We start from the raw sequence: 22,841 nt of genomic DNA, 5'->3' as shown, positions 1-22,841 counted from the left end.
TCCGCATGCAGAAAATTATTTAGAAAAACAAAAAAGAGAAAAAGCTAACAAAAATTAATGATTTGTATTCATTATTTTTTGTTAGCTTGATGGCTATGGGGACAGGTTCCTTGTCCCGTAGCTTGTGATGAGGGTGGGCGGTTGATAGAGGGAACGGGGCGGTTGATAGAGGGAACGAGGCGGTTGATAGAAGTAAAGGTGCGGTTGATAGAAGAACCAAGACGGTTGATAGAAGAACCAAGACGGTTGATAGAAGAACCACTGCAACTGATAGAAAAGGAGAGGGGGGACAACTCACCTGTCCCCATGTCCCACCTCCCCTGTCTCTGTTTTTGAAAATTATCCTTGTACAGTTTTTTCTACTACTACTTTAGAGGAAGCTAAATCAACAGGATTTGCGATAGTATCTCCAACTGGGCAATGGTTTTCTATGAATTCTTTATAGGCTTCAACCTTTTCTTCGGAGGCACTTGTTTCAATATGAAAAGTATATCGAATTTCTGAAAATCCAGGTCGAACATCGGATTTACCTAAAAACCCGTCAAGATCAATGTCTCCTTCTAATTCTACCCAAAAGTTTTGAAGGTCGACGTCAAATTTCTCTGCATAAGTTCTAGCCACGATAGCCTGGCATGCACCTAAAGCTGAGAGAAGTAACTCAACTGGATTCATCCCTTTATCTGTCCCGCCTAGATTCTCTGGCTCGTCCACAATAACCTTATGCCCTCTGGCCTCTGTTTCTACCAATACCTTTTCTTTTAAAAGTGTTTTTGCACGAACAGTCGTTATAGCCATGTAACATCTCTCCCTTTTTTATTTAATTAAAAAACCCTTCTCGAAATAGAGAAGGGTTTACAAAACTTGGTAGTTTACAGCGTTTTGCTAACACCTTCTCATCTTCGGAATTCTATATCATTCCTCTGAAATTGGCACCGTGCTCAAGCATGAAATAAACATGACTTGAACTGGTTGCCGAGAGTTCACAGGGTCAGTCCCTCCCTCTCTCTGGATAAGAAGTAATTAATCATATTATTTTTATAGGATTTGTAGTATATACTATCATAGAATTCAAAATAGTCAATAGTTTTTTTGTGAGACTTGGGGACAGGTTCCTCGCCTCATTACCAGCAATGGAAGGGATGGGAAGAGTGGAATGATTGATAGAGAGGAATCACTGTAGAAAAAGGAAGTTGAATGAAAATCTTAAAAGACTTTTATATAGTTGTGTAGTTTGAGGGACGATAAACCTGTCCCCGTGTCCCTATATTAAGAACAGCTGGGACAAGGAACCTGTCCCTCTGTCCCCTCAAAAAGAATCTGTATAAGCATACAACGCAGGGGCTCCGCCCGTATGCACAAATAAGACATTATCATTTTTCTCAAAGTAATCTTTCCGAACTAAATCGATTAATCCCGCCATCGTTTTTCCAGTATAGACAGGGTCCAGCAAAATTCCTTCTTTTCTAGCAGCCAGTTGAACAGCTTCTCGCATACCTTCCGTTTCTAGTGAGTAACCTGGACCTACATAGTCATCCAAAACAATCACTTTTTCTCTTGGAAAATCAACGTTGGCTCCTACATGCTTAGCGGTTTTTAATGTATGATTGTATATTTTTTGTTCCTGCTCTTGTTTTTTCTTATTAACACTGATGCCGAGTACAGGGATGTTGGCGTTCGCCCCATGTAACCCCGTAAGTAATCCGGAATGTGTCCCGCCACTGCCGCTTGCAGCTACCATGTAATCGATAGAGAGGTTCATCTCTTCTAGTTGTTCTAGGATTTCTAGCGCACAACTGACATACCCGGTGGATCCTATTTCATTGGATCCACCGCCAGGGATAATATATGGCTTGTTCCCTTTTTGTCTGAGAGAATCCGCCACTTTTTCCATTTCTCCTTGCATATCTGACCCGCCTGGAACAACGATAATGTCATCTACGCCTAATAATTTGTACAGAAAATTATTTCCACTAGCCTCCGGGTTGTAGCTGTTTGGCACTCTTTCTTCCAGCACTAACACACATTTTAAACCTTCCTTAATAGCTGCGGATAAGGTTAATCGGCAATGATTGGACTGAACCGCACCGCACGTAATGACCGTATCGGCCCCTTGTTGTAAAGCATCTGCCATGAGATATTCTAGTTTTCTCGTTTTATTGCCTCCAGCGGTTAACCCTAATAAATCGTCTCTTTTCATGTAAATATTGGGTCCGCCTAGGTGTTTGGATAGACGTTCTAAATATTCAATCGGAGTTTGGTGGTCTGTGTAGTTCCTTTTTGGAAATTGGTTGATGTTCACATGCATTCTCCCTTCGTTTTTGGTTATGGGTGATTGGAGCGTGTGCGTGCTATTAGAATATTTGGATGGAGTAGAGCAGCAGAGTACTAGTGCATGTATAAACGTCGCTCCCTTAATGATTAATACATTGTATGTCTAGGATGAGAGCTATATTCTTGGGGGGACAGAGGGACAGGTTCCTCGTCCCCCCTGCTTTCTGATGGTGCCTGGCACTTCCCGAATTTTGTCGAATGAATATCATGTAGGGTTGGGGGACGAGGAACCTGTCCCCCTGTCCCAATCTCCCCCTGTCCCAATCCTATTAATCTATTTTTACCACAACTTCCGGTAAAATTTTAAAGTTATTATTGTCTTTTCTCTGGGTATAATAAATACATCGAAAGCGATTACTTCAAGATAGAGGAGGAAACAGGATGAAAGTTTTAGCTGTGACTGCTTGTCCAGTTGGAATTGCTCATACGTATATGGCGGCGGAGAATTTACAAAAAGCCGGAGAAGAGATGGGCATTGATATAAAAGTAGAGACACAAGGTTCGATTGGGGTGGAGAATGCCTTAACGGATGAGGATATTGAAGCGGCAGATGGAATTATTATTGCTGCGGATAAAGAGGTTTCCAAAGAACGTTTTGCAGGCAAAAGATTGCTTGTGGTTGGTGTTCAGGACGGGATTCGTAAACCGAAAGAATTGATTGAAAAGATTCAACAGGGAGAGGTTCCTGTTTACGGACCAGAGTTAAGAGATGCGACAGAAATTAAGAAAGAACGCAAGAAAAAAGAAAACCCGATCTATAAGCACTTGATGAATGGTGTATCGTACATGGTTCCATTCATTGTGGTTGGGGGATTATTGATTGCGCTAGCACTCACGCTTGGTGGGGAGCAGACTCCTGGTGGAATCGTGGTTCCTGAGGATTCGATTTGGGCTCAGATACAGAGTCTTGGGGAAACGGCCTTTATGTTCATGGTACCGATTTTGGCTGGGTTCATTGCGGTAAGTATTGCCGACCGTCCAGGACTTGTTCCAGGGATGATTGGTGGATTTATTGCAGCGAATGGTAGTTTTTATGGAAGTGAAGCTGGTGCTGGTTTTATCGGCGGGATTATTGCTGGTTTCCTAGCTGGTTATGTCGCACTTGCGATTAAGAAAATTAAAGTGCCAAAAGCCGTTCAGCCGGTCATGCCGATTATTTTTATTCCGATTTTCGGTTCTGTCATTGTTGGTTTATTATTTATTTATGTTATTGGTTCTCCAGTGGCGCAAGTGTTTGAAGGTTTAACCGCTTGGCTAGCTGGTATGCAAGGTGCAAGTTCGATTGTATTGGCATTGATTCTTGGATTCATGATTGCTGTTGACATGGGTGGACCATTCAATAAAGTAGCGTTCTTGTTTGGTTCTGCGATGATTGCAGAGGGGAACTTCGGAATTATGGGGCCAATTGCCGTTGCAATCTGTATTCCGCCAATCGGAATGGGACTAGCAACGATGCTGAATAAGAGAAAATATCGTCAAAATGAGAGAGAAGCAGGAAAAGCATCCTTCACCATGGGATTCTTCGGTATTACAGAAGGTGCCATCCCATTTGCGGCGCAGGACCCACTTCGCGTTATCCCTAGTATTGTTGTCGGTTCCATGGTTGGTTCGGTGATTGCGATGATTGGTGGTGTCGGTGACAAAGTAGCACACGGCGGCCCAATTGTAGCAGTTTTAGGTGCAGTAGAAAATGTTCTGATGTTCTTTGTTGCAGCTATCGCTGGTGTCCTTGTGACTGCGTTTATGGTTAACTTTTTGAAAAAAGATGTGGAAGTGGAGCCGGCTGTAGCTACTGCAGGTGCTGCAGATGTTACGGGTGAAGATTTTCAGGAAGAAGAAGTTCCGGAAAATGAGCCTGTACAGACGGAGGAGCAGGAAGAGATTACGAAGCTTACGTCCATTACCGATGTCGATTTAATCGAGATAGATTTACAGGGGACGGAACGAGATGAAGTGATTGATGAGATCATTGGAAAATTTGATGCAAAAGGTGTTTTAGAATCGAAGGAAGTGTTTAAACAAGCGATTCTAGATCGTGAAAATCAAAGTACGACTGGCCTTGGTATGCATATCGCTATCCCACATGGAAAATCGAATACCGTGAAACGTCCTGCCGTAGCTTTCGGAATGAAGCGTGATGGCGTGGATTGGAGCAGCATTGATGGAACAGATGCAAAACTAATTTTCATGATTGCTGTACCAGAAGAAAGTGCTGGGGACACTCATTTGCAAATTTTACAAATGCTTTCTCGTAAATTGATGGATGATGAATTTAGAGAGCAGCTATTGAGTGTACGTACAAAAGAAGAAGCGTATCAGTTATTGGATACGATTAGATAAGCGAAAGCGACAGAAGGGGGCAAATGTGTTCTCTTCTGTTTCTATATGATAAAATTGGACTAGAAAAATTGGGAGTGGCGGTGCTTGTGTAGAGTAACGTGGAAACCGTCTCTTCTGAACAATGGAGGACAACATGTACAACGAACCGATATTTTTAAAGCCTGTATTTCAAGAAAGAATTTGGGGCGGGAAAAAATTAACAACAGAATTTAACTATGCTATTCCTTTTGAACAAACCGGGGAAGCGTGGGTGATTTCTGCGCATCCGAATGGCCCTAGTATCATTCAGAATGGCGAGCTTGCTGGGCAGACGCTAGCAGATGCTTGGGAAAAACATGGGGAATTATTTCATAAAAGCGAAGATAACGAGGAAGAGTATCCTTTATTAGTAAAGATTTTGGATGCCAATGATGATTTATCTGTCCAGGTACATCCCAATGATGCCTTTGCCCGAGAAGTAGAAGGAGTTCCTTATGGAAAAACCGAATGCTGGTATGTGCTAAGTGCAGAAGAAGGGGCAGAACTGGTTTTAGGTCATCATGCGGATTCCCAGGAAGATTTGGAAAAAATGGTCGACAATGGAGAGTGGGACAGCCTATTGCGACGTGTACCAGTTCAGGCTGGAGACTTTGTTTACGTTCCAAGTGGTACAATCCATGCAATTGGAAAAGGAATCGTGATCTTGGAAACGCAGCAGAGCTCTGATATTACTTATCGAGTGTACGACTATGACCGTAAAGATGCAGCAGGCAACACACGTGAATTGCATCTCGAACGCGCCAAACAAGTGAGCACCGTTCCACATCAGGATGCTGAGGTGGAACAAACAGAAACCGTTGTGGGTGATTTGACAGTTAAGAAATTAGTCAAAGAGAAGTATTTTACCGTTTATCATTGGGATTTGGATGGACAAGCTTCCCTTAAGATGGAGCACGACTTCCTTCAAGTTAGCGTGATATCTGGGAATGCGACGGTGAAGCTGAATGGCAAAACGTTTGACATAGAGAAAGGGAGTCACTTTGTCCTTCCTTATGGAGTAGAAGAATATGAAGTAAATGGGAAAGCAGAATTTGTGGTTTCCCACGTGTAGTGTTTTTGGGTCCTGTCCAATTTTGGATGGGCCTTTTTTTAGGGACGAGGGTTGGGACGGAGGGACAGGTTCCTCGTCCCGGTGAAACGGGACAAGGAACCTGTCCCTCTGTCCACTGATTTATGTCCATTTTATTACACTTTGGTTTTATGTCCCTTTGTGCCGTGTTTTGTATTATAATTGATAATAGTTATCAATATCAATTAGAGAATATATTTGCTGGTTACTGGAGGAATGCGGAATGGTCTTATCGAATTTACATCAGGGTCAAACAGCGGTTATTCAGGATTTGTCTTGTTTAAACCCCATTGTTCGGAGGCGGTTGGGAGATTTGGGCTTTCGAATTGGGTCCGAGATACAAATCAAGTCAGCTATGCCGTTTGGTGGTCCGTGTGTCATCGAAAGCAATGGGCAACATGTTGGCATCCGACTGCATGAGGCTTCCTGTATTCGTGTGGAACGGCCATGAAACAAATTGCGCTGGTTGGGAATCCAAATACAGGGAAGACCACGTTATTCAATCAGTTGACTGGTTCCTATGAATATGTCGGAAACTGGAGTGGGGTAACGGTAGAGAAAAAGGTTGGTAAATTAAAAAACAATCAGGCAGATATCATTGATTTGCCGGGGGTTCACTCTCTAAATCCCATTTCAATGGATGAAAAGGTAGTAACTAATTTTCTGCTGGAAGATTCTTATTCTTCCATTTTACATATTGTAGATGCGTCGCAGTTGGAACGTAGCATGCATTTAACCGTTCAGCTGCTTGAATTAGGAGTGCCAATGACAATTGCATTGAATCGGGTGGATATGGCAAAGCGCCGTGGAATTGCGCTAGACTGCGGTCATTTATCCGCTAATCTGGGTAGCCGGGTATATCCAATAGTTGCCAAAAAGAATAAAGGCTGTGATGTACTGGAGGAAGGCCTGACTAAAGATGCAAAGCAGAGCAATAAGCCCTTATTTTTAAATTATGGAGCGGTATTGGAGTCAGGAATTGAAAAAATGGTGCAATTTTTGCAAGAGAAGAATCATGCATCTCCGTCTCTGCGCTGGCTTGCGATTCAGTATTTGGATGGAAATCAGGCTGTACAGGAGTATCTGGATGATGATGTATCCGCTACCTTTTTAAAACAGATATATAGAGAAACGGAGGGGCGGGTGTACGAGCAGTATCAGCACCGGGATATTTCAGACGTAATCGCCTCTAGTCGAAGAGCGTATATTCAAGATATCCTTGATCAATCGTTAACAAAAGGGGAAACAGGAGAACAGAACTTGACCGAAAAAGTGGACCGAATCGTAACGAATAAATATTTGGGCATCCCACTATTTTTGTTTTTACTATACCTCATTTTCATGGTGACATTTAATTGGCTAGGTTTCCCGTTATCTGATTTGCTGGATGCGCTCCTATCAGGTCCGCTAACGGTTGGGATAGCGGGAATACTTGAATTTTTAGGTGCCTCGAACTTTATACATAGGCTTATTTTGGATGGAATCCTTCCTGGAGTTGGCGGGGTACTCGTGTTTGTTCCGCAAATTATGATTCTATTCTTCTTTATCTCGCTTTTGGAAGATTCCGGTTATATGGCGAGGGTAACGCTGTTGATGGACCGTACAATGGAAAAGGTTGGGCTCAATGGGAAAGCATTTATTCCGATGATTATCGGATTTGGCTGCAATGTTCCTGGCGTCATGGCAGCACGAACGATTGAACAGCCAAAGGAACGACTGCTCACCATTCTTTTGACACCACTCATGTCGTGTTCGGCGAGACTCCCGATTTACGCCATTTTTGCGGGAACCTTTTTTGCTAGTCATCAGGCACTTGTTGTGTTATCGCTCTACGTACTAGGCGTGGTGGTGGCGCTAATACTGGCGAGAGTATTTTCAAGCACGATTTTAAAAAATGAACAATCCGTTTTCTTGATTGAACTGCCAGCCTATAGCATCCCCTATCTCCCTTCATTACTACGAAGCACTTGGGATAAAGGGAAGGGATTCATAAAAAAAGCGGGAACCTTCATCTTTGGTGGTGCGGTTTTCATCTGGCTATTGTCGGTAACTGGACCCGGGGCATGGAATGTGGACATGGAGCATAGTTTTTTGGCGATGATTGGTGGACTAATTGCACCGCTGTTTATTCCGCTCGGATTTGGAACATGGCAGGCAGGAGCAGCTTTAATTACAGGATTTTTAGCCAAAGAATCCGTTGTATCCACTATGTACATTGTCTATCATACAAGTGAACTGGGGAATTTGAAAGGAGCGGTGGCTGAGGCCTTTACTCCACTGTCTGCCTACAGCTTTTTAGTGTTTATCTTGTTGTATATTCCCTGTCTGGCAACAGTAGCAACGATTCGAAAAGAAACAGATTCCAGAAAATGGACGTTTTTCTCTGTTCTTTATGCTCTCCTTGTGGCCTACTTAGTCGCTGTGGTGATTTATCAAGGAGGCAGGCTGCTTGGTTTTGCCTAAAGTGCTGGACCTTTCTGCAACACTCCAATAAGAAAGAAGATGATTTCCATGCTAATTGATATTCTGCTAGGTGGCATCATAATCGGATATGCTCTCTTTGTCATCGTCAAACATATAAAAAGAAGCCGCAAAGGAAAGTGTGCAGCATGCGAATTACGCGCACAATGTGAGGGGACACGGGGACAGGTTCACTGTCCCAGAGAATCGGGACAGTGAACCTGTCCCCGTGTCCCGCTATGTGATAAAATGATTTTGTTAGGAGGTGTTGGGTTTTGGTTACGATTAAGGATATTGCGGAGAGGGCTGGGGTATCTCGTTCTACGGTTTCTCGGGTATTGAATCATTCTGGGTATGTGAGTGAGGATGCGAGAAAACGGGTGGAGAAGGTTATTGAGGAAACGGGATATGTGCCAAGTGAATATGCGAAATCGTTACGGACGAAAAAGACCAAGGTTATTGGTGTGATTTTGCCAACGATTCAAACAGAGACTCCCAGCAGAATTGTCACTGGCCTTGGGAGAGAGCTATCCAAGCATGGGTATCAAATTCTGTTAGCGAATACCGACCATGATAAAGAGAAGGAAATGGAATACCTGGATTTACTGAAGGTACGTCAAGTCGATGGAATGGTGCTGATTGCGACGAATACGGAACCGGAACTGCTTCAAAAAATGAAAAAAATGGACATTCCGATTGTCATGATTGGCCAGGAGGCGGAGGATATCGTTCATGTGACATATGATGATTACCATGTGGCACGGGACTTAACCCGATATTTTATTAATAAAGGCCATAAGAAAATTGCTTTTATTGGAGTGGATGAAACCGACCGGGCCGTAGGGTATCTACGGAAAAAAGGTTACTATGATGAAATGGCTGCCCATGGTTTTCCTGTCGAGGAAGAATGGATTCAACAAGGGATTTTCGATATAGATTCAGGGTATGAGGCAATGGAAAAAATCATGACCCGTTCACAGGTGCTTCCTACTGCGACGTTTGCGGTAACCGACCGATTAGCGATTGGGGCAATGAGTTATTTGAAAAAGCATGGCGTAAAAGTACCCACGGATATGGCCATTGCTGGAATTGGGGCTTCTGAGATTTCCCAATATGTGGATCCACCACTCATGACGGTGGATTATCAAAATGAGAAGGCAGGAGAGGAAGCGGCGAAGCAAATTTTGGCTCATATTAACTCCAAAGTTTTCCAGAAAAAAATTGTTTTAGATTATAGACTAATTGAACGAAATAGTGTATGATATTTCTGGAATCGATTCCACCATACACTATGGTCGATGTGGAATCGATTCCAGATATTCATAGAATAAAATATTATAGGAATATCTTTCTATTTTATACAATGTGGAATCGATTCCACTGAGAAAATTTATACATCAAGGAGTGAGAAGAATGTCCGAAAACAAGAAAATTGCGAAAGAACTGATTGAAGCAATTGGTGGAACGGATAATGTATCATCTGTCACACATTGTGCGACTCGATTACGCTTTATCGTGAACGATGAAGAAAAGATTAAAAAAGATCAGGTGGAAAACATCCAAAAAGTGAAAGGTGCGTTTTTCAACTCTGGTCAGTACCAAGTTATTTTTGGAACAGGGACGGTCAATCGAATTTATGAAGAGGTAGAAAAATTAGATGTAAATAGTGTTTCGAAAGAAGAGCAGAAAAAAGAAGCTGGCAAACAGGGAAATAGATTGCAGCGTTCCATCCGTACATTAGGAGACGTGTTTGTCCCAATTATTCCGGTTCTTGTGGCAACTGGCTTATTTATGGGACTCCGCGGTTTACTTATGCAAGAGCAGGTGTTGGCGCTATTTGGTCTGACACCAAATGACATATCCGAAAACTTCTTATTATTTACGGAAATTTTAACCGATACGGCATTTGTCTTCTTACCAGCATTGGTTGCATGGTCTACCTTCCGCGTGTTTGGTGGAACACCTATTATCGGAATGGTGCTTGGTTTAATGCTCGTTAGTCCAGTATTGCCGAATGCCTGGGGAGTGGCAGAAGGTGCAGATCCACTATTATTTTTCGGATTTATTCCTGTAGTTGGTTATCAAGGATCTGTGCTTCCTGCGTTTATTGCTGGTATTCTTGGTGCCAAGTTAGAACGTTGGATCAGGAAGCGCGTTCCAGAAGCATTGGACTTAATCTTAACACCATTTTTAACCTTATTAATCATGATTTTCGCGGCATTATTTGTCATTGGGCCGATTTTCCATGTAGTGGAAGAATATATTTTACAAGGAACACTTACAGTACTTGAATTGCCATTGGGTATAGCTGGGCTTCTCATCGGATTCTTGCATCAGCTAATCGTGATAACTGGGGTTCACCATATTTTCAACCTACTAGAAATTCAATTACTGGAGAAATTTGGAAACAACCCGTTCAATGCAATCATTACAGCATCGATCGCAGCACAAGGTGGAGCGACGCTAGCAGTTGCGATGAAAACAAAATCAACCAAACTAAAAGCGTTGGCATTCCCATCCTCTCTATCTGCATTTCTAGGGATTACCGAGCCAGCTATTTTTGGGGTTAATTTACGATATGTGAAACCATTCTTTATGGGATTAATTGGTGGAGCTGCTGGTGGTTTTGCAGCCTCTATCTTAGGTCTGAAAGGGACAGGGATGGCTATTACAGTTATTCCAGGAACACTCCTTTACTTGAATGGCCAAATCTTGCAATATCTACTAGTTAATGTCATTGCGATTGGCGTTGCTTTTGCCCTTACTTGGTTATTTGGGTTTTCAGACAAGCAAATGAAGAAGGAAAATTAAAAGAAGATGAGGCTGGGACAAAAGTGTTTTTTCATTGGAAAAACTGAACATGATTTGTGGGTGGGTGCATAAATACCGCTCCGGAAATATACTTCGCTTTCCGCGGGGAGCTGGTGAGCCTCCTTCGTGCTGACGCACTACGCAGTCTCACCGATGCTCTTCTTCCCGCAGGAGTCTACGTATATTTCCTCCGCTATTTAGCACATTGTTCGTTTTCTAAGTTAAACACTTTAGTTATGACCCAGCCTCATTTTCATAAAGAAATCACGAAAGTCTTCTTGCATACGTGCAATTAAGGAGTTTTGGAATATGACAAAATTTGTAAAACAAGAGATGGCTTATGAACGAGTAGAAACCCATCGAGAAGTAGTAGCAAGGGATCCCTATCGCCTGCACTATCACATCATGCCTCCAGTTGGTCTGTTAAATGATCCAAATGGCTTGGTTTTTTTCAAAGGGAAATATCATGTGTTTTACCAATGGAATCCGTTTGAAACAGATCATGGTGCGAAGTTTTGGGGACATTATGTTTCCGATGATTTGGTGCATTGGGAAGAAGCTCCGATTGCCTTGGCACCAGATATGTGGTACGACAAAAATGGCTGTTATTCAGGCAGTGCGGTTGTGTTGGACGAGAAATTGTATGTATTTTATACAGGAAATGTCAAAGATGAGGAAGGAAATCGGGAATCCTATCAATGCTTAGCGATATCTGAAGATGGTGTTCATTTTGAGAAAAAAGGACCTGTCATTCATGTTCCAGCTGGCTATACGGCCCATTTTCGTGATCCGAAAGTGTTTTACCATGGTGAAAAATGGTACATGATTGTAGGGGCACAAACGGAAAGTGAACAAGGAGAAGCAGTGCTATTTACTTCTTCAGACCTGATGGATTGGCAGTTTGAAGGCCCAATTGCTGGAAGTTACCACCATCATCTTGAGGATTTCGGCTACATGTGGGAGTGTCCGGATTTACTGGAAGTGAATGGAAAGGACGTATTGATTGTCTGTCCACAAGGCTTGGAAGCAGACGGATTGAGGTATCAAAATATTTACCAATCCGGCTATTTTGCAGGAAAAATGGATTACGAGACTCTTTCCTTAGAACATGGCGAATTTGATGAATTAGATAGAGGGTTTGATTTCTATGCTCCGCAAACGATGGAGGATGGAAAAGGCCGCAAAATCTTATTTGGATGGATGGGTAACTCAGAAGAAGATGGCGTTCAGCCAACTGTAAAGCACGAATGGATCCATGCGTTAACTATTCCTAGAGAGCTGGAATGGAAAAATGGAAAATTGCTTCAGCACCCAGTAAAGGAACTGGAACTACTGAGAGAAGATGAGGTCCGCCATACGAATGTGGTACTAGATGGTTCAGAAGTAGAGCTCCCTGGTGTCGATGGAAGTGTGTTCGAACTAGAGGTTGTTACCAAGGATTGGCGTGCGAAACGTTTTTCCATAACGATGGGGGAAACGAGCAGAATTAGCTATGATGCGGTAGCGAAAGTGTTGACTTTTGAACGAGGAGCCTTTGACGGTAAGGGTTTTGTTGAGAAAAGGCAATGCGTGGTAGAAACGCTTCACAGTCTACGTATGTTCAAAGATACGTCTTCCATGGAAATTTTCGTAAATAATGGAGAAGAAGTATTTACTTCCAGAGTTTTTGATGACCCAGAGGCGAAAGGCATTACCTTCACTGCAACGGAAGGAAAGCTGGAGATGGATGTAAAGAAATGGAGTCAGAAACGAGTATTTGCCTATTAATTATGATAGATTGGAGATGGAACAATGTTTGGGAAATTATTTAAAAAGAAAGAAGAAGTAACAGAAGTGTCACTAGTGGCTCCGGTAACAGGGGAATTCGTAGCCCTTGAGGACGTACCAGACCCGGTCTTTTCACAAAAAATGATGGGGGACGGTTTCGCGATAAAACCAACGAATGGAGAAGCAGTAGCACCGGTTGATGGGAAAATAATGCAAGTATTTCCAACGAAGCATGCTGTTGGTCTGCTAGCAGACAATGGAGCAGAAATCTTAATCCATATTGGTTTGGAAACCGTTAGTTTAGATGGAGAAGGTTTCACTGCTCATGTTTCGGAAGGCGATCGTGTGAAACAAGGAGATAAGTTGATTAGCTTTGATCGGAACGTGATTGGGGAAAAGGCAAAGAGTACGGTAACTCCGGTCATTATTACCAACACCGATGACATGAGTGAAATAACGGTTATGGATAAAAGTCAGGTAACTGCTGGACAAGACAGTGTTTTAACAGTGAAGAAGTAATTGGACAGGTGAGTGCAGCCGGTCATTCGACTGGTTGCTATGCCTAGTTTGATAGGAGGTAGAAGGATGTTAATTGGCGGTATAGAAGCTGGTGGTACAAAGTTTGTATGTGCGGTTGGTGATGAAAATGGGAAAGTTCTCGATAAGGTTAGCTTTCCAACCGGAGATCCGGATGCAACACTGGCTGAAGCAAAGGCGTTTTTTGATCAACATGATATTACGGCTCTTGGCGTAGGTACATTTGGCCCTGTTGATTTGAATCGGCATAGTGATACATACGGAAACATTTTAAACACACCAAAAACAAAATGGAGGAATTATCCATTACTGAAGAAATTTCAGGCAGACTACTCGGTACCTGTTTATTTAGATACCGATGTGAATGCTGCATGCCTAGGCGAGTACAATTATGGAGTCAGCCGTGGCGTTGACAGTTGCCTTTATATTACGGTCGGGACAGGTATTGGTGCAGGTTTGGTTCAAGATGGAAAAGTATTCCAGGGGAGAAACCATTCCGAAATGGGGCATATTTTGGTCCAAAAACATGAAGAAGATCCCTTTGAAGGAGCATGCCCCAGTCACGGTTCCTGTATCGAAGGACTCGCCTCCGGAACAGCAATTGAAAAACGTTACAGCAAAAAAGGAATCGAGCTTGTAGATAACGAAAAAGTTTGGGAAATCGAAGCATATTATCTAGCACAAGCCATAATGAACTACTTTGTCGTCCTGCAGCCTGAAAAAATCATTTTAGGCGGCGGTGTCATGAAACAAGAAAAACTATACAGCATGATCCGCCAGCAATTCATGGAACTACTAAACGGCTACTTACAAGTAGAAAACGTCAACGAATTAATCGTCGCCCCAAGCCTCGAAGATGAACAAGGAGTATTAGGCGCAATCGCATTATGTGAGTAGGGGGACGAGGGGACAGGTTCACCGTCCCCCATCTCCATATGGATTTATCTGCACTCCTTTCACTAGATTGTCACTTAGTGAATTTAATAGAAAACGTATAATGCAGCACTCTTTGGATGAAGGGGTGCTGCGTTTTTTTTGGAGTTTATATATTTTTGCTTGTTGGGTGGGGGGACGAGGAACCTGTCCCCGTGTCCCAAAATTTTAGACATAATTTATGGTTGTTCTAAATATATTGCTAATAACAAACTTTTGAACTAGTTGTGGGGGAGGGTGTAGGTTATTAACACGAGTTAGGGTTAGTTTTGAGTCGATGATACTATTACGTTTCACTCAAGGATTTTTAGTATTTTTCTTACCAGAAAAATGTAAGGGTTTACAAAAAGGAATTTAGAAAAATAGGTGATAAACATGGAACAGGAAATGTCGTTGGTGGAGCATTTAACAGAGTTAAGAAAGCGACTAATTGTTGTTGCTGCTTTTTTTATGGTTACGATGATTGCTGGTTTTATCGTCGCACCCCCTATGTTGACACTTATTAGTGAATATACGTTGCCAAATACGGTGACGTGGAATGTGTTTAGTTTTACAGATGGCTTTATGATTTATATTAAATGTGCACTTCTGGTTAGTATTTTATTTACATTACCTGTTTTTTTATATGAAGTATGGGCATTTATCAAGCCAGGATTAACGGAACAGGAAGCCAAAGGCACGATCTTCTATATCCCACTATCTTTTTTCTTATTTATATTAGGGGTGTCGTTTAGTTTCTTGGTCTTGTTTCCCATCGTTCTGGAATTTATGGGTTCTATTAATCAATCTATTGGTGTAATTGAAACGTATGGCATCAGTCAATATTTTACCTTTCTATTTAATATCGTTTTTCCCGTTAGCATTGTTTTTGAAATGCCGGTTGTCGTTTTATTTTTATCAAAACTAGGAATCATTGACCCTCGTAAGCTGAAGAAGGTAAGAAAATATGCGTATTTTATTTTAGTTGTTGTGGGTGTTTCGATTACCCCACCTGATCTTGTTAGTGATTTATTAATTATTTTCCCATTATTCCTATTGTTTGAGATTAGTATTTTGTTATCTGGCTGGTCGATAAAAAGACAAAGAAGGGGAGTATGAGAATGACTGATAACAACAAGGATAACAAGCTGGAAGAGCAACTAGAGAAAAAAATTTCTCGAAGAAATTTTATTCAAGGAACTGGATTGACGGTTGGTGGGTTTATCATTGGTGGGAGTATTGGTGCATTTATCAATCCAAATCTCGAGGAGTCAACTGAAAAGGTGGAAACGGTTACCGAGCAGCCGGAGCCAGCTGAGCCAAAAGAAATGCCGGATTATACCGAAGCCATGCAGTTTTTCACGAGAAAGGAAGATTTTGAAGCATTAGCTGCAGCTACAGAGGTGATTTTTCCGGAAGATGACCTAGGTCCTGGGGCGATAGGACTTGGTGCTCCTTATTTTATCGATAAGCAGTTGGCTGGGCCTTGGGGGAGCAATGTAGATGATTACCGAGTGAGACCATTCACCAATGGCCAAACACCATTATCCCGTGGCGACATCATGCTTCAGGGAGTACGAAAATTAAATGAAATTAGTCAGGAAAGGCATGATGATACGTTCAACGCTTTAGCCGAGGAGGATCAAATTGCGCTATTGCAAGAATTTGAAAGTGGCGATATAAAAATGAGTCTTGTTACGTCCGGTGAATTCTTTGCGCTATTAAGACAGTTAACCCTAGAAGGTTGCTACTGTGATCCGTTGTATGGTGGCAACAAGAATATGGAAGGTTGGAAGATGAAAGAGTTCCCAGGTGCTTATATGTCTTACATTGATGTGGTTGAGTCCAAAGAATTTGTGAAAAAAGAACCGATAAGCTTAAGTGATCATATGTAAAGATAGAATACAGGAGGGAATACCATGGCGAAAAAATTAGACAAAGTGGATGTTGTAACCGTTGGTGTCGGTTGGATGGGAGGTATTGTTGCTGCAGAACTGACGAAAGCGGGATTTAATGTTGTGGGATTGGATAAAGGGAAAGAGAAGAATTTGAAGGATTATTTGCATACGCATGATGAGTTGCGGTATACGCATAGGGGAGGGGGGACTCAGAGTTTAAAAAGTGAAAGTTATACAGTAAGAAACACGCTCGACGACGAAGCTGTACCCATTCGGGATCAAGGAATGGCAGTAGTAGGTGAAGGTGTCGGTGGTGGAGGAAGTCACTGGGGAGCACAGACACATCGATATTATCCATATGATTTTGAAATTCGTTCGAAAACCATTGAAAAGTACGGTGAAGATAAAATACCTGAAAATATGACGCTTCAAGATTGGGGTATTACGTATGATGAGTTAGAACCGCATTTTGATATGTTTGAACAAATGGCAGGTATTTCTGGAGAACCAGACCCAAATTATCCAGAACGTTCTAATCCTTATCCGAATCCTCCGCTTAAAAAGAATGAAGGAATTCGCATGTTTGAAAAAGTAGTGAAGGAAATGGGATATAAACCATTTATGATTCCAACAGGTACTGTTTCTCAAGCATACACCAATCCTGATGGAGAAAAACTAAATGCTTGTCAATACTGTGCATTTTGTACACCTAATTATTGCGAATATGGAGCAAAGGCAGATCCTGTTGTAACGGTTATCCCTACAGCTCAAAAAACTGGGAAGTTTAACCTTCGAACACACGCAAAAGTTATTCGGGTTTTGCATGAAAATGGAAAGGCGACAGGTGTACTATACCAAGATACGAGAACAGGAGAAGAATTTGAACAACCAGCGGATTTGGTTGTCTTAACTAGTTTTGTGTTTAATAATGTTCGGTTGTTGTTATTATCGGAAATTGGAGAACCATATAATCCTGAAACGGGAACAGGAGTAATAGGAAAAAACTTTACCGATCACCACTTTGGAACTTCAACTACCGGTTTGTTTGATGATCAAAAGTTCAATAATTATGCTACAACTGGTGCATACGGAATGTCATTCACTGATTATACTGGTGATTTATTTGATCATAGTAACCTAAACTTTCTTCATGGGGGAGAAATTGAAATTCGTTTTTCTGGGAATGCACCTATAGCAACAAACCTAACCTCTCCGGATACACCGCAGTGGGGAAAGGAGTTTAAAAAGCAGTCTTTATTCTATCATAATCGTGCTTTGTCACTAGTCAGTCAAAAGGCAACATTGCCCTACAAAGATTATTATCTAGATTTAGATCCAACGTATAAAGATGAAAATGGAGATCCATTGATTCGGATAACGTGGGACTATTCCGAAAATGATATGGAAATTCATAAATTTATTCAAGCTAAACAAATTGAAATACTAGAAAAAATGGGTGCTACTCATATACTGCCAGCCCCTGCTGCTGAACATTTTAGTGGCGGCCTTGCATACCAACATAATGGAGGCGGAGCTATTATGGGGGTAGACTCTTCGAACTCAGCTGTAAATAAATATCTACAAATGTGGGATATGGACAATCTATTTGTATGTGGAGCCTCTGCATTCCCTCATTTTGGTGTTACAAACCCGACAACTACGGCAGCGGCACTTACTTACCACGCAACAGAAGGCATGATTAAATACTTAAAAGAAGGCGCAGGAGCATTAGTCTAATAAAAAAAGGAGGGGAACAAAATGATGAATATCGGAGTACCTGGTTTAATTATTATTTTAGTGATTGCATTGATTATATTCGGACCATCCAAACTTCCACAACTCGGAAAAGCAGTCGGTCAAACATTAAGTGAATTCAGAAACTCAACGAAAGAAGTAGTCGACGACATAACCGAACCAGTAGAAGAAGCAAAAAAAGCCTTTCAAGGTGAAGGGGACGAAGGTTCCTCGTCCAGGTAGAAGGGGACAGAGGGACAGGTTCCTCGTCCCAGTATTTGAGCTCATTTTATATAGAATGGAGACTCAAACAAACGTTTGTTAACAGGAAAATGCTTTTGTAATATATATTAAAAAAACAGCACACCATAACGGGTGCTGTTTTTTCGTGTAACTTTCTCTACTAAAATAGCAGTCTATTTATGACAGGTGTAGATTGGGACGAGGAACCTGTCCCCGTGTCCCCCTGTTCAATTTAAGCATGATGTATTAAAATGTTTATTGATAACGTTTTCTAAGTAAATCTACAGACAATTGATAGTTAAATAGAGATGGTTCGATTATCATCCTTATAAACGATCAACTAGAACCGGCCCTATTTTTCACGAGGAGGATGACGATGAAAGCCTTAGTTTTAACTGAAAAAGAAAAAATGAGTGTGCAAGAGGTGGAACAACCTACTATTCATCAAGATGAAGTCTTAGTTAATGTGAAGTATTGTGGTATTTGTGGTACGGATGTTCATATCTTTCATGGGGAACCAGGATCGGCGGAAGTGACGCCACCAATTACATTGGGCCACGAATTTTCAGGGGAAGTGGTTGCGGTAGGTGAGGAAGTTACGACGATTCAGGTTGGCGATCATGTAGCGGTTGATCCGAATAGTTATTGTGGGAAGTGTGATTATTGCAGACAAGGTCGTGTCCAGCTTTGTGATAATCTATCTGCCATTGGCGTTACAAGAAATGGAGGAATGGCGGAATATTGTGCTGTTCCAGAAGCGAACTGTCTGAAACTGCCAAATACGATACCACTTAAAGCAGGAGCCTTAGTGGAGCCTTTGAGTTGTGTCCTGCATGGATTTGACCAAATTAAGGGCATTAAACCCTACTCCAAAGTGTTAATTATCGGCGGTGGTTTCATAGGGTCCTTGTTCTTACAAACCGTTCGCTTGAAAAACCCATATCAAATCGACGTTTGTGAGATAGATACGAAAAAACATGAGCAATTACTGGCTTTAGGTGCTGATCAAACGTATACAAACAGGAATGAGTTTATAGGGGATTATGATTTAGTTATTGAATGTGTTGGTAGGAAAGAAACCATTGAAACAGCTATTGGCAGTGCTGCAAAAGGCGCTGAGGTTCTGCTGTTCGGTGTCCCATCTCCAACAACAGCCATTAACATTGCGGCTTATGACATCTTTCGTAAAGAATTAAACATTCATGGTTCCTTTATCAATCCCTTTACACTGCAAGACTCCGTCCATTTGCTTGGCCAAGAAAAACTGGACGTCTTATCACTAATCTCGCATACGCTCTCATTAGAAGAAGTACCAGAAGTACTAGCAAATTATCCTCGGCACGGTATTACAAAAGCAATTATTAAAATATAAGTGGGAGGCCAGGGGACAGAGGGACCTGTCCCTTTGTCCACATAAAGCAAAAAAGGTTCTGGCTTCGCTTCTGGGCTCAGAACCTTTTTGGTTTGCTTAAACAAGCATTTATTGGGAAGATGTATGTTCTTTGGAGAAATATTGCTCGACTTGCAATGCTGCGGATAGAACGTGGAAAAATGCTTCTCTTAGCGTGAAGTCTTTTAAATACTTTTCGAAGTAGTAGAGGATATGCCTTCCTATTTCTTCTCTAGCTGTAAAATCAAAATGATAAAAATCAATGATTGGGAAATATAATGCATCCCCTTCTGGAATCAATATACCCATGACGATTTCGCCTTTTTTAGGGGGAACTGCGTCTTGATTATATACGATTACATCCAATGTTTTATTTTCCAGCATGTCAACGACAACGAAGGAACGATCATTGTATTTGTAGCCAACATAATAAAATTTAGGTATTGCCTTGTCCCACTCTCGCAACCAGGAGGTTATTAAAGGTTTTGTCTTTAGATGAAGGTAATTTTCTGCAATATAGTCCTCCACACAACTACTTTCCGAATTTTCATCTGCAAGATAGTTTATGATAGACCAAAATAGATTATATTCCAGCGCACCTCTTTTATCAGGTTTGGTTTGATGCTCCTCACTGAACTCATGAAGCTGTGGGTGAAGTTGATCATAATGACAAAGGGTAACATATTTCGTGAAGTCAGCATAAATTTCCGTCATCATTTCATCTCTTATTTCTTTAGGAATAGGATAATCATGTCGAAACTGTTTCCTATTGGTTTTCGATTGGGAAAATTCCAAAACCTTTTTAATGGATTCGTTCTTTTCTTTCATTACTTCAATCCTTTCTCCTTTATTTTTTGCAATGGAAATGCAATGCCTTCCATTGCATATTTACTTTATTCGACAAAAATCTATTTAATCCTCTTTTTATATAGGTAATTTTTAGCCTTGAGGGGGACGGAGGGACAGGTTCCTCGTCCCAGGTAAGATGGAAAATAGGGACAATGAACCTGTCCCCATGTCCCCTCTACATTTTGTCTGGTAGACTGTGAATCGATTCGATCAGCTGGTTTAGTTTTCCTTCGATTCGGTGGAGTAGATAAAATGTTACCGCTATGGGAAAACCTACTTCGGTGATGAATGTTACCCATGCTTCCATGACGTAGCCTCCTTTCTAGTTTGCTTAGAAAAAATAGACCAGCAATCTGGGCTGCTGGTCTACTTCATGTAATTTATAATCCTAAGTCAATGTCCTCTACAATATTTTCTACAACGCGTGCGCTGTATTTTGCTGTTAAATCTCCGCCATTGGATGTGAAAGCATTTTGTGAAATAATCTCATCCATTGCTGCACTAACCGTTGAAGCTTCTACTGGTTCTATTGGATTTTCGATGGAGTAGGTGACGGTTTTGCCATCCTCGTTTTTAAATTTAAGTTCTAGTTTTTTCATGGATTTCCCTCCTTTCCATATGAATTCGTAAATCCTTTAATCTGTTATTCGCCGATAATATCGGAATTGTCTTTACGAACCACGTTGAAAAGTGGTCTCTCCTGTAGACTAGCAATCGTTGTAGCTACGGCATGTAACTGGTCCGGAGTAGCAGTAGTCTTGATGTTGCTGAATGTTTTGTACTTGTACACTGGTAAACCAGTTTCCAAATCGTTTCCATCGTTAAAAACCAACTGCATCGTGGAATTCTTTAGAGCTGCTGTTGCCATGTTTCTCACCTCCCTTTCATAAATATAATCGAACAAAACAAGAGGAAGGTGGGATTAAATTTTTCGGGGGACGGAGGGACAGGTTCCTCGTCCCCCGGTATGTTGAGGATTGAGGCGGTTGATAGAGGGATTGAGTCGGTTGATAGAGGGATTGAGTCGGTTGATAGAGGGATTGAGTCGGTTGATAGAGGGATTGAGTCGGTTGATAGAAAGAGCGAGGCGGTTGATAGAAAGAGCGAGGCGGTTGATAGAAAGAGCGAGGCGGTTGATAGAAAGATTGAGTCGGTTGATAGAGGGAGAGAGGCGGTTGATAGAAAGAGTAAGGCGGTTGATAGAAAGAGTAAGTCGGTTGATAGAAAGAGTAAGTCGGTTGATAGAAAGAGTAAGTCGGTTGATAGAAAGAGTAAGGCGGTTGATAGAAAGAGTGAGGGGGTTGAAAGAGCGAGGCGGTTGATAGAAAGAGTGAGTCGGTTGATAGAAAGAGTGAGTCGGTTGATAGAAAGAGTGAGTCGGTTGATAGAAAGAGTGAGTCGGTTGATAGAAAGAGTGAGTCGGTTGATAGAAAGAGTGAGTCGGTTGATAGAAAGAGTGAGTCGGTTGATAGAAAGAGTGAGTCGGTTGATAGAAAGAGTGATGCGGTTGATAGAAAGAGTGATGCGGTTGATAGAAAGAGTGATGCGGTTGATAGAAAGAGTGAGGCGGTTGATAGAAAGAGTAAGGCGGTTGATAGAAAGAGTGATGCGGTTGATAGAAAGAGTAAGGCGGTTGATAGAATGGACAAGTCGGTTGATAAAAAGGTCATGTCGGTTGATAGACAGCCTGGGACGAGGAACCTGTCCCCGCGTCCCCCGGTTTTTCCTCTTTTTACTGTTGGTACCGTTAGTGGTTAGTTAAGAAACATTTGTGAAACGTTGAACAAACATATTTACCGATATTGGTTAAGCCTTTACAATTGGGTTATGTAACTGAATGCTTTCTTGTTTATAAATTGAGTTTAGGAGTTTGTAAGTTTGTTTGTTATTTCACATTATAGTTTTAGGAGGAGGTAAGAATGGCTAGTGTTTTAGCTACCGGCTTGTTGTGTGGGATATGGTCTTTTATTGCCCCGCTGTTTGGGATGTTAACCTGGGCTGGGTTTGCTGGGTGTACCACGTTTTTTGCCGTTGGAACAGGTGGTGGGAAAGCCATGGGGAAAGCCATGCTTTGCAATACCACAGGGGTTGCCTGTGGTCTGTTGATCCTCGGTTTATCTGGTGTGGTCGATATTCCTGGGGGTGCGGCGATTTTTAGTGGGATTGTAACCAGTATCATGTGTTTACTTGGAAAAGTACGATTGATGAATTACACGCCTGGAATTTTTGTTGGCTGTTTTTCCACTTTTGCTATTAGCGGGGGATGGTTTGTACTACTATTGTCCCTTTTGAGTGGTGCGTTACTTGGCTTTCTATGTGCAGAGCTTGGGAAAAAATTCTCCGACTGGTACCGGAAGCTTGCCCCACAACACTACCATCAATCCCGTGATACACATGTTCCAGATGAGAAAGAAGCAGCTCAGTTTATAAAGTGAAGTATTCAAACAGCATACATGAATTT

General features: G+C 41.7%; 25 protein-coding genes and 1 riboswitch. Of the genes, 19 read left to right on the top strand and 6 right to left on the bottom strand.

The genetic code is table 11. The annotated features are described in order from the left end of the window. The first annotated feature begins 141 nt into the window (after positions 1–141). Complete coding sequence (locus tag D8M06_RS19755) at positions 142–336, top strand: hypothetical protein (RefSeq protein WP_147404988.1); 195 nt, start codon at positions 142–144, stop codon at positions 334–336. A 3-nt stretch (positions 337–339) separates the two neighbouring features. Here the strand turns inward: D8M06_RS19755 and D8M06_RS16435 are convergent, their stop codons facing one another. Together D8M06_RS16435 and cuyA are read right to left on the bottom strand one after the other, a co-directional pair. Continuing rightward, positions 340–795, bottom strand: coding sequence for an OsmC family protein (locus D8M06_RS16435; RefSeq protein WP_121205677.1), 456 nt, complete (start codon positions 793–795; stop codon positions 340–342). Positions 796–890: 95 nt separating this feature from the next. Then, positions 891–1,016: riboswitch (SAM riboswitch) on the bottom strand. 290 nt (positions 1,017–1,306) lie between these two features. After that, positions 1,307–2,299, bottom strand: a complete 993-nt coding sequence (cuyA, locus tag D8M06_RS16430) for a D-cysteate sulfo-lyase (RefSeq protein ID WP_121205676.1) — start codon at positions 2,297–2,299, stop codon at positions 1,307–1,309. Positions 2,300–2,712: 413 nt separating this feature from the next. Here cuyA and D8M06_RS16425 point away from each other — a divergent pair, with 413 nt between their 5' ends. The 15 genes from D8M06_RS16425 to D8M06_RS16355 all read left to right on the top strand — a co-directional run bounded on the left by D8M06_RS16425 (position 2,713) and on the right by D8M06_RS16355 (position 19,513). Next, positions 2,713–4,671, top strand: a complete 1,959-nt coding sequence (locus D8M06_RS16425; RefSeq protein ID WP_121205675.1) for a PTS fructose transporter subunit IIABC — start codon at positions 2,713–2,715, stop codon at positions 4,669–4,671. 133 nt (positions 4,672–4,804) lie between these two features. Next, complete coding sequence (gene manA, locus D8M06_RS16420) at positions 4,805–5,761, top strand: mannose-6-phosphate isomerase, class I (RefSeq protein WP_121205674.1); 957 nt, start codon at positions 4,805–4,807, stop codon at positions 5,759–5,761. A gap of 241 nt (positions 5,762–6,002) precedes the next feature. After that, a complete protein-coding gene (locus D8M06_RS16415; RefSeq protein WP_121205673.1) occupies positions 6,003–6,230 on the top strand; it encodes a FeoA family protein in 228 nt (75 codons plus the stop codon). Continuing rightward, positions 6,227–8,242: a ferrous iron transport protein B gene (gene feoB / locus D8M06_RS16410; protein WP_121205672.1), complete on the top strand. Its 2,016-nt coding sequence runs from the start codon at positions 6,227–6,229 to the stop codon at positions 8,240–8,242. Before D8M06_RS16415 ends, feoB begins: the two co-directional genes overlap by 4 nt. 48 nt (positions 8,243–8,290) lie before the next feature. Further along, positions 8,291–8,458 carry a FeoB-associated Cys-rich membrane protein gene (locus D8M06_RS20470; RefSeq protein WP_121205671.1) on the top strand — a complete coding sequence of 56 codons (168 nt, stop codon included), beginning with the start codon at positions 8,291–8,293 and terminating at the stop codon, positions 8,456–8,458. Positions 8,459–8,514: 56 nt separating this feature from the next. Then, entirely contained in the window at positions 8,515–9,501 is a 987-nt protein-coding gene (locus tag D8M06_RS16400) for a LacI family DNA-binding transcriptional regulator (RefSeq protein ID WP_121205670.1), read from the top strand. A 151-nt stretch (positions 9,502–9,652) separates the two neighbouring features. Continuing rightward, entirely contained in the window at positions 9,653–11,050 is a 1,398-nt protein-coding gene (locus D8M06_RS16395; RefSeq protein WP_121205669.1) for a sucrose-specific PTS transporter subunit IIBC, read from the top strand. Positions 11,051–11,359: 309 nt separating this feature from the next. Next, the gene (locus D8M06_RS16390; RefSeq protein ID WP_121205668.1) at positions 11,360–12,817 is read left to right on the top strand and encodes a glycoside hydrolase family 32 protein; all 1,458 of its coding nucleotides are present in this window, start codon (positions 11,360–11,362) and stop codon (positions 12,815–12,817) included. Positions 12,818–12,841: 24 nt separating this feature from the next. Next, positions 12,842–13,336, top strand: coding sequence for a PTS sugar transporter subunit IIA (locus tag D8M06_RS16385; RefSeq protein WP_121205667.1), 495 nt, complete (start codon positions 12,842–12,844; stop codon positions 13,334–13,336). Positions 13,337–13,402: 66 nt separating this feature from the next. Further along, a complete protein-coding gene (locus D8M06_RS16380; protein ID WP_121205666.1) occupies positions 13,403–14,251 on the top strand; it encodes an ROK family protein in 849 nt (282 codons plus the stop codon). Between the two features lie 411 nt (positions 14,252–14,662). Beyond that, positions 14,663–15,385 (top strand): twin-arginine translocase subunit TatC, encoded by a 723-nt coding sequence (tatC, locus tag D8M06_RS16375; RefSeq protein WP_121205665.1) that lies wholly within the window; start codon positions 14,663–14,665, stop codon positions 15,383–15,385. 2 nt (positions 15,386–15,387) lie between these two features. Beyond that, positions 15,388–16,161, top strand: coding sequence for a gluconate 2-dehydrogenase subunit 3 family protein (locus D8M06_RS16370; RefSeq protein ID WP_158591810.1), 774 nt, complete (start codon positions 15,388–15,390; stop codon positions 16,159–16,161). A gap of 24 nt (positions 16,162–16,185) precedes the next feature. Then, a complete protein-coding gene (locus D8M06_RS16365; protein ID WP_121205663.1) occupies positions 16,186–17,901 on the top strand; it encodes a GMC family oxidoreductase in 1,716 nt (571 codons plus the stop codon). Between the two features lie 21 nt (positions 17,902–17,922). After that, a complete protein-coding gene (tatA, locus tag D8M06_RS16360; RefSeq protein ID WP_121205662.1) occupies positions 17,923–18,141 on the top strand; it encodes a twin-arginine translocase TatA/TatE family subunit in 219 nt (72 codons plus the stop codon). A gap of 376 nt (positions 18,142–18,517) precedes the next feature. Next, entirely contained in the window at positions 18,518–19,513 is a 996-nt protein-coding gene (locus tag D8M06_RS16355) for a zinc-dependent alcohol dehydrogenase family protein (RefSeq protein WP_121205661.1), read from the top strand. A gap of 108 nt (positions 19,514–19,621) precedes the next feature. Here D8M06_RS16355 and D8M06_RS16350 read toward each other — a convergent pair whose 3' ends face one another. The 4 genes from D8M06_RS16350 to D8M06_RS16335 form a co-directional block, all read right to left on the bottom strand. Then, entirely contained in the window at positions 19,622–20,359 is a 738-nt protein-coding gene (locus tag D8M06_RS16350; protein ID WP_121205660.1) for a hypothetical protein, read from the bottom strand. Positions 20,360–20,555: 196 nt separating this feature from the next. Beyond that, a complete protein-coding gene (locus D8M06_RS16345; RefSeq protein WP_121205659.1) occupies positions 20,556–20,687 on the bottom strand; it encodes a YvrJ family protein in 132 nt (43 codons plus the stop codon). Positions 20,688–20,760: 73 nt separating this feature from the next. Further along, positions 20,761–20,979, bottom strand: a complete 219-nt coding sequence (locus tag D8M06_RS16340; RefSeq protein ID WP_121205658.1) for a DUF2922 domain-containing protein — start codon at positions 20,977–20,979, stop codon at positions 20,761–20,763. A 44-nt stretch (positions 20,980–21,023) separates the two neighbouring features. Next, a complete protein-coding gene (locus D8M06_RS16335) occupies positions 21,024–21,248 on the bottom strand; it encodes a DUF1659 domain-containing protein (RefSeq protein WP_121205657.1) in 225 nt (74 codons plus the stop codon). A gap of 118 nt (positions 21,249–21,366) precedes the next feature. On the opposite strand from D8M06_RS16335, the gene D8M06_RS19750 reads away from it, so the two are divergent. The 3 genes from D8M06_RS19750 to D8M06_RS16325 all read left to right on the top strand — a co-directional run bounded on the left by D8M06_RS19750 (position 21,367) and on the right by D8M06_RS16325 (position 22,815). Continuing rightward, on the top strand, positions 21,367–21,702 hold the full coding sequence (locus D8M06_RS19750) for a hypothetical protein (RefSeq protein WP_147404987.1): 336 nt from the start codon (positions 21,367–21,369) through the stop codon (positions 21,700–21,702). Beyond that, positions 21,699–22,142 (top strand): hypothetical protein, encoded by a 444-nt coding sequence (locus D8M06_RS19745; protein WP_147404986.1) that lies wholly within the window; start codon positions 21,699–21,701, stop codon positions 22,140–22,142. Before D8M06_RS19750 ends, D8M06_RS19745 begins: the two co-directional genes overlap by 4 nt. A gap of 157 nt (positions 22,143–22,299) precedes the next feature. Next, complete coding sequence (locus tag D8M06_RS16325) at positions 22,300–22,815, top strand: DUF1097 domain-containing protein (protein ID WP_121205655.1); 516 nt, start codon at positions 22,300–22,302, stop codon at positions 22,813–22,815. Positions 22,816–22,841 lie beyond the last annotated feature (26 nt).

The organism is Oceanobacillus halophilus (assembly GCF_003628505.1).
Classification (GTDB): Bacteria; Bacillota; Bacilli; order Bacillales; family Amphibacillaceae; genus Oceanobacillus; species Oceanobacillus halophilus.
This window is presented reverse-complemented; position numbering and strand designations above follow the sequence as displayed.

What these genes read in the sequence shown, in the direction of transcription:
- D8M06_RS16385 (WP_121205667.1), top strand. Translation starts at nt 12,842, where the DNA reads ATGTTTGGGAAATTATTTAAAAAGAAAGAAGAAGTAACAGAAGTGTCA.
- D8M06_RS16415 (WP_121205673.1), top strand. Translation starts at nt 6,003, where the DNA reads ATGGTCTTATCGAATTTACATCAGGGTCAAACAGCGGTTATTCAGGAT.
- D8M06_RS16365 (WP_121205663.1), top strand. Translation starts at nt 16,186, where the DNA reads ATGGCGAAAAAATTAGACAAAGTGGATGTTGTAACCGTTGGTGTCGGT.
- D8M06_RS20470 (WP_121205671.1), top strand. Translation starts at nt 8,291, where the DNA reads ATGCTAATTGATATTCTGCTAGGTGGCATCATAATCGGATATGCTCTC.
- D8M06_RS16380 (WP_121205666.1), top strand. Translation starts at nt 13,403, where the DNA reads ATGTTAATTGGCGGTATAGAAGCTGGTGGTACAAAGTTTGTATGTGCG.
- D8M06_RS16325 (WP_121205655.1), top strand. Translation starts at nt 22,300, where the DNA reads ATGGCTAGTGTTTTAGCTACCGGCTTGTTGTGTGGGATATGGTCTTTT.
- D8M06_RS16355 (WP_121205661.1), top strand. Translation starts at nt 18,518, where the DNA reads ATGAAAGCCTTAGTTTTAACTGAAAAAGAAAAAATGAGTGTGCAAGAG.
- D8M06_RS16350 (WP_121205660.1), bottom strand. Translation starts at nt 20,359, where the DNA reads ATGAAAGAAAAGAACGAATCCATTAAAAAGGTTTTGGAATTTTCCCAA.
- feoB (WP_121205672.1), top strand. Translation starts at nt 6,227, where the DNA reads ATGAAACAAATTGCGCTGGTTGGGAATCCAAATACAGGGAAGACCACG.
- tatC (WP_121205665.1), top strand. Translation starts at nt 14,663, where the DNA reads ATGGAACAGGAAATGTCGTTGGTGGAGCATTTAACAGAGTTAAGAAAG.
- D8M06_RS16345 (WP_121205659.1), bottom strand. Translation starts at nt 20,687, where the DNA reads ATGGAAGCATGGGTAACATTCATCACCGAAGTAGGTTTTCCCATAGCG.
- tatA (WP_121205662.1), top strand. Translation starts at nt 17,923, where the DNA reads ATGATGAATATCGGAGTACCTGGTTTAATTATTATTTTAGTGATTGCA.
- manA (WP_121205674.1), top strand. Translation starts at nt 4,805, where the DNA reads ATGTACAACGAACCGATATTTTTAAAGCCTGTATTTCAAGAAAGAATT.
- D8M06_RS16370 (WP_158591810.1), top strand. Translation starts at nt 15,388, where the DNA reads ATGACTGATAACAACAAGGATAACAAGCTGGAAGAGCAACTAGAGAAA.
- D8M06_RS16425 (WP_121205675.1), top strand. Translation starts at nt 2,713, where the DNA reads ATGAAAGTTTTAGCTGTGACTGCTTGTCCAGTTGGAATTGCTCATACG.
- D8M06_RS16435 (WP_121205677.1), bottom strand. Translation starts at nt 795, where the DNA reads ATGGCTATAACGACTGTTCGTGCAAAAACACTTTTAAAAGAAAAGGTA.
- D8M06_RS16335 (WP_121205657.1), bottom strand. Translation starts at nt 21,248, where the DNA reads ATGGCAACAGCAGCTCTAAAGAATTCCACGATGCAGTTGGTTTTTAAC.
- D8M06_RS16340 (WP_121205658.1), bottom strand. Translation starts at nt 20,979, where the DNA reads ATGAAAAAACTAGAACTTAAATTTAAAAACGAGGATGGCAAAACCGTC.
- D8M06_RS16395 (WP_121205669.1), top strand. Translation starts at nt 9,653, where the DNA reads ATGTCCGAAAACAAGAAAATTGCGAAAGAACTGATTGAAGCAATTGGT.
- D8M06_RS16390 (WP_121205668.1), top strand. Translation starts at nt 11,360, where the DNA reads ATGACAAAATTTGTAAAACAAGAGATGGCTTATGAACGAGTAGAAACC.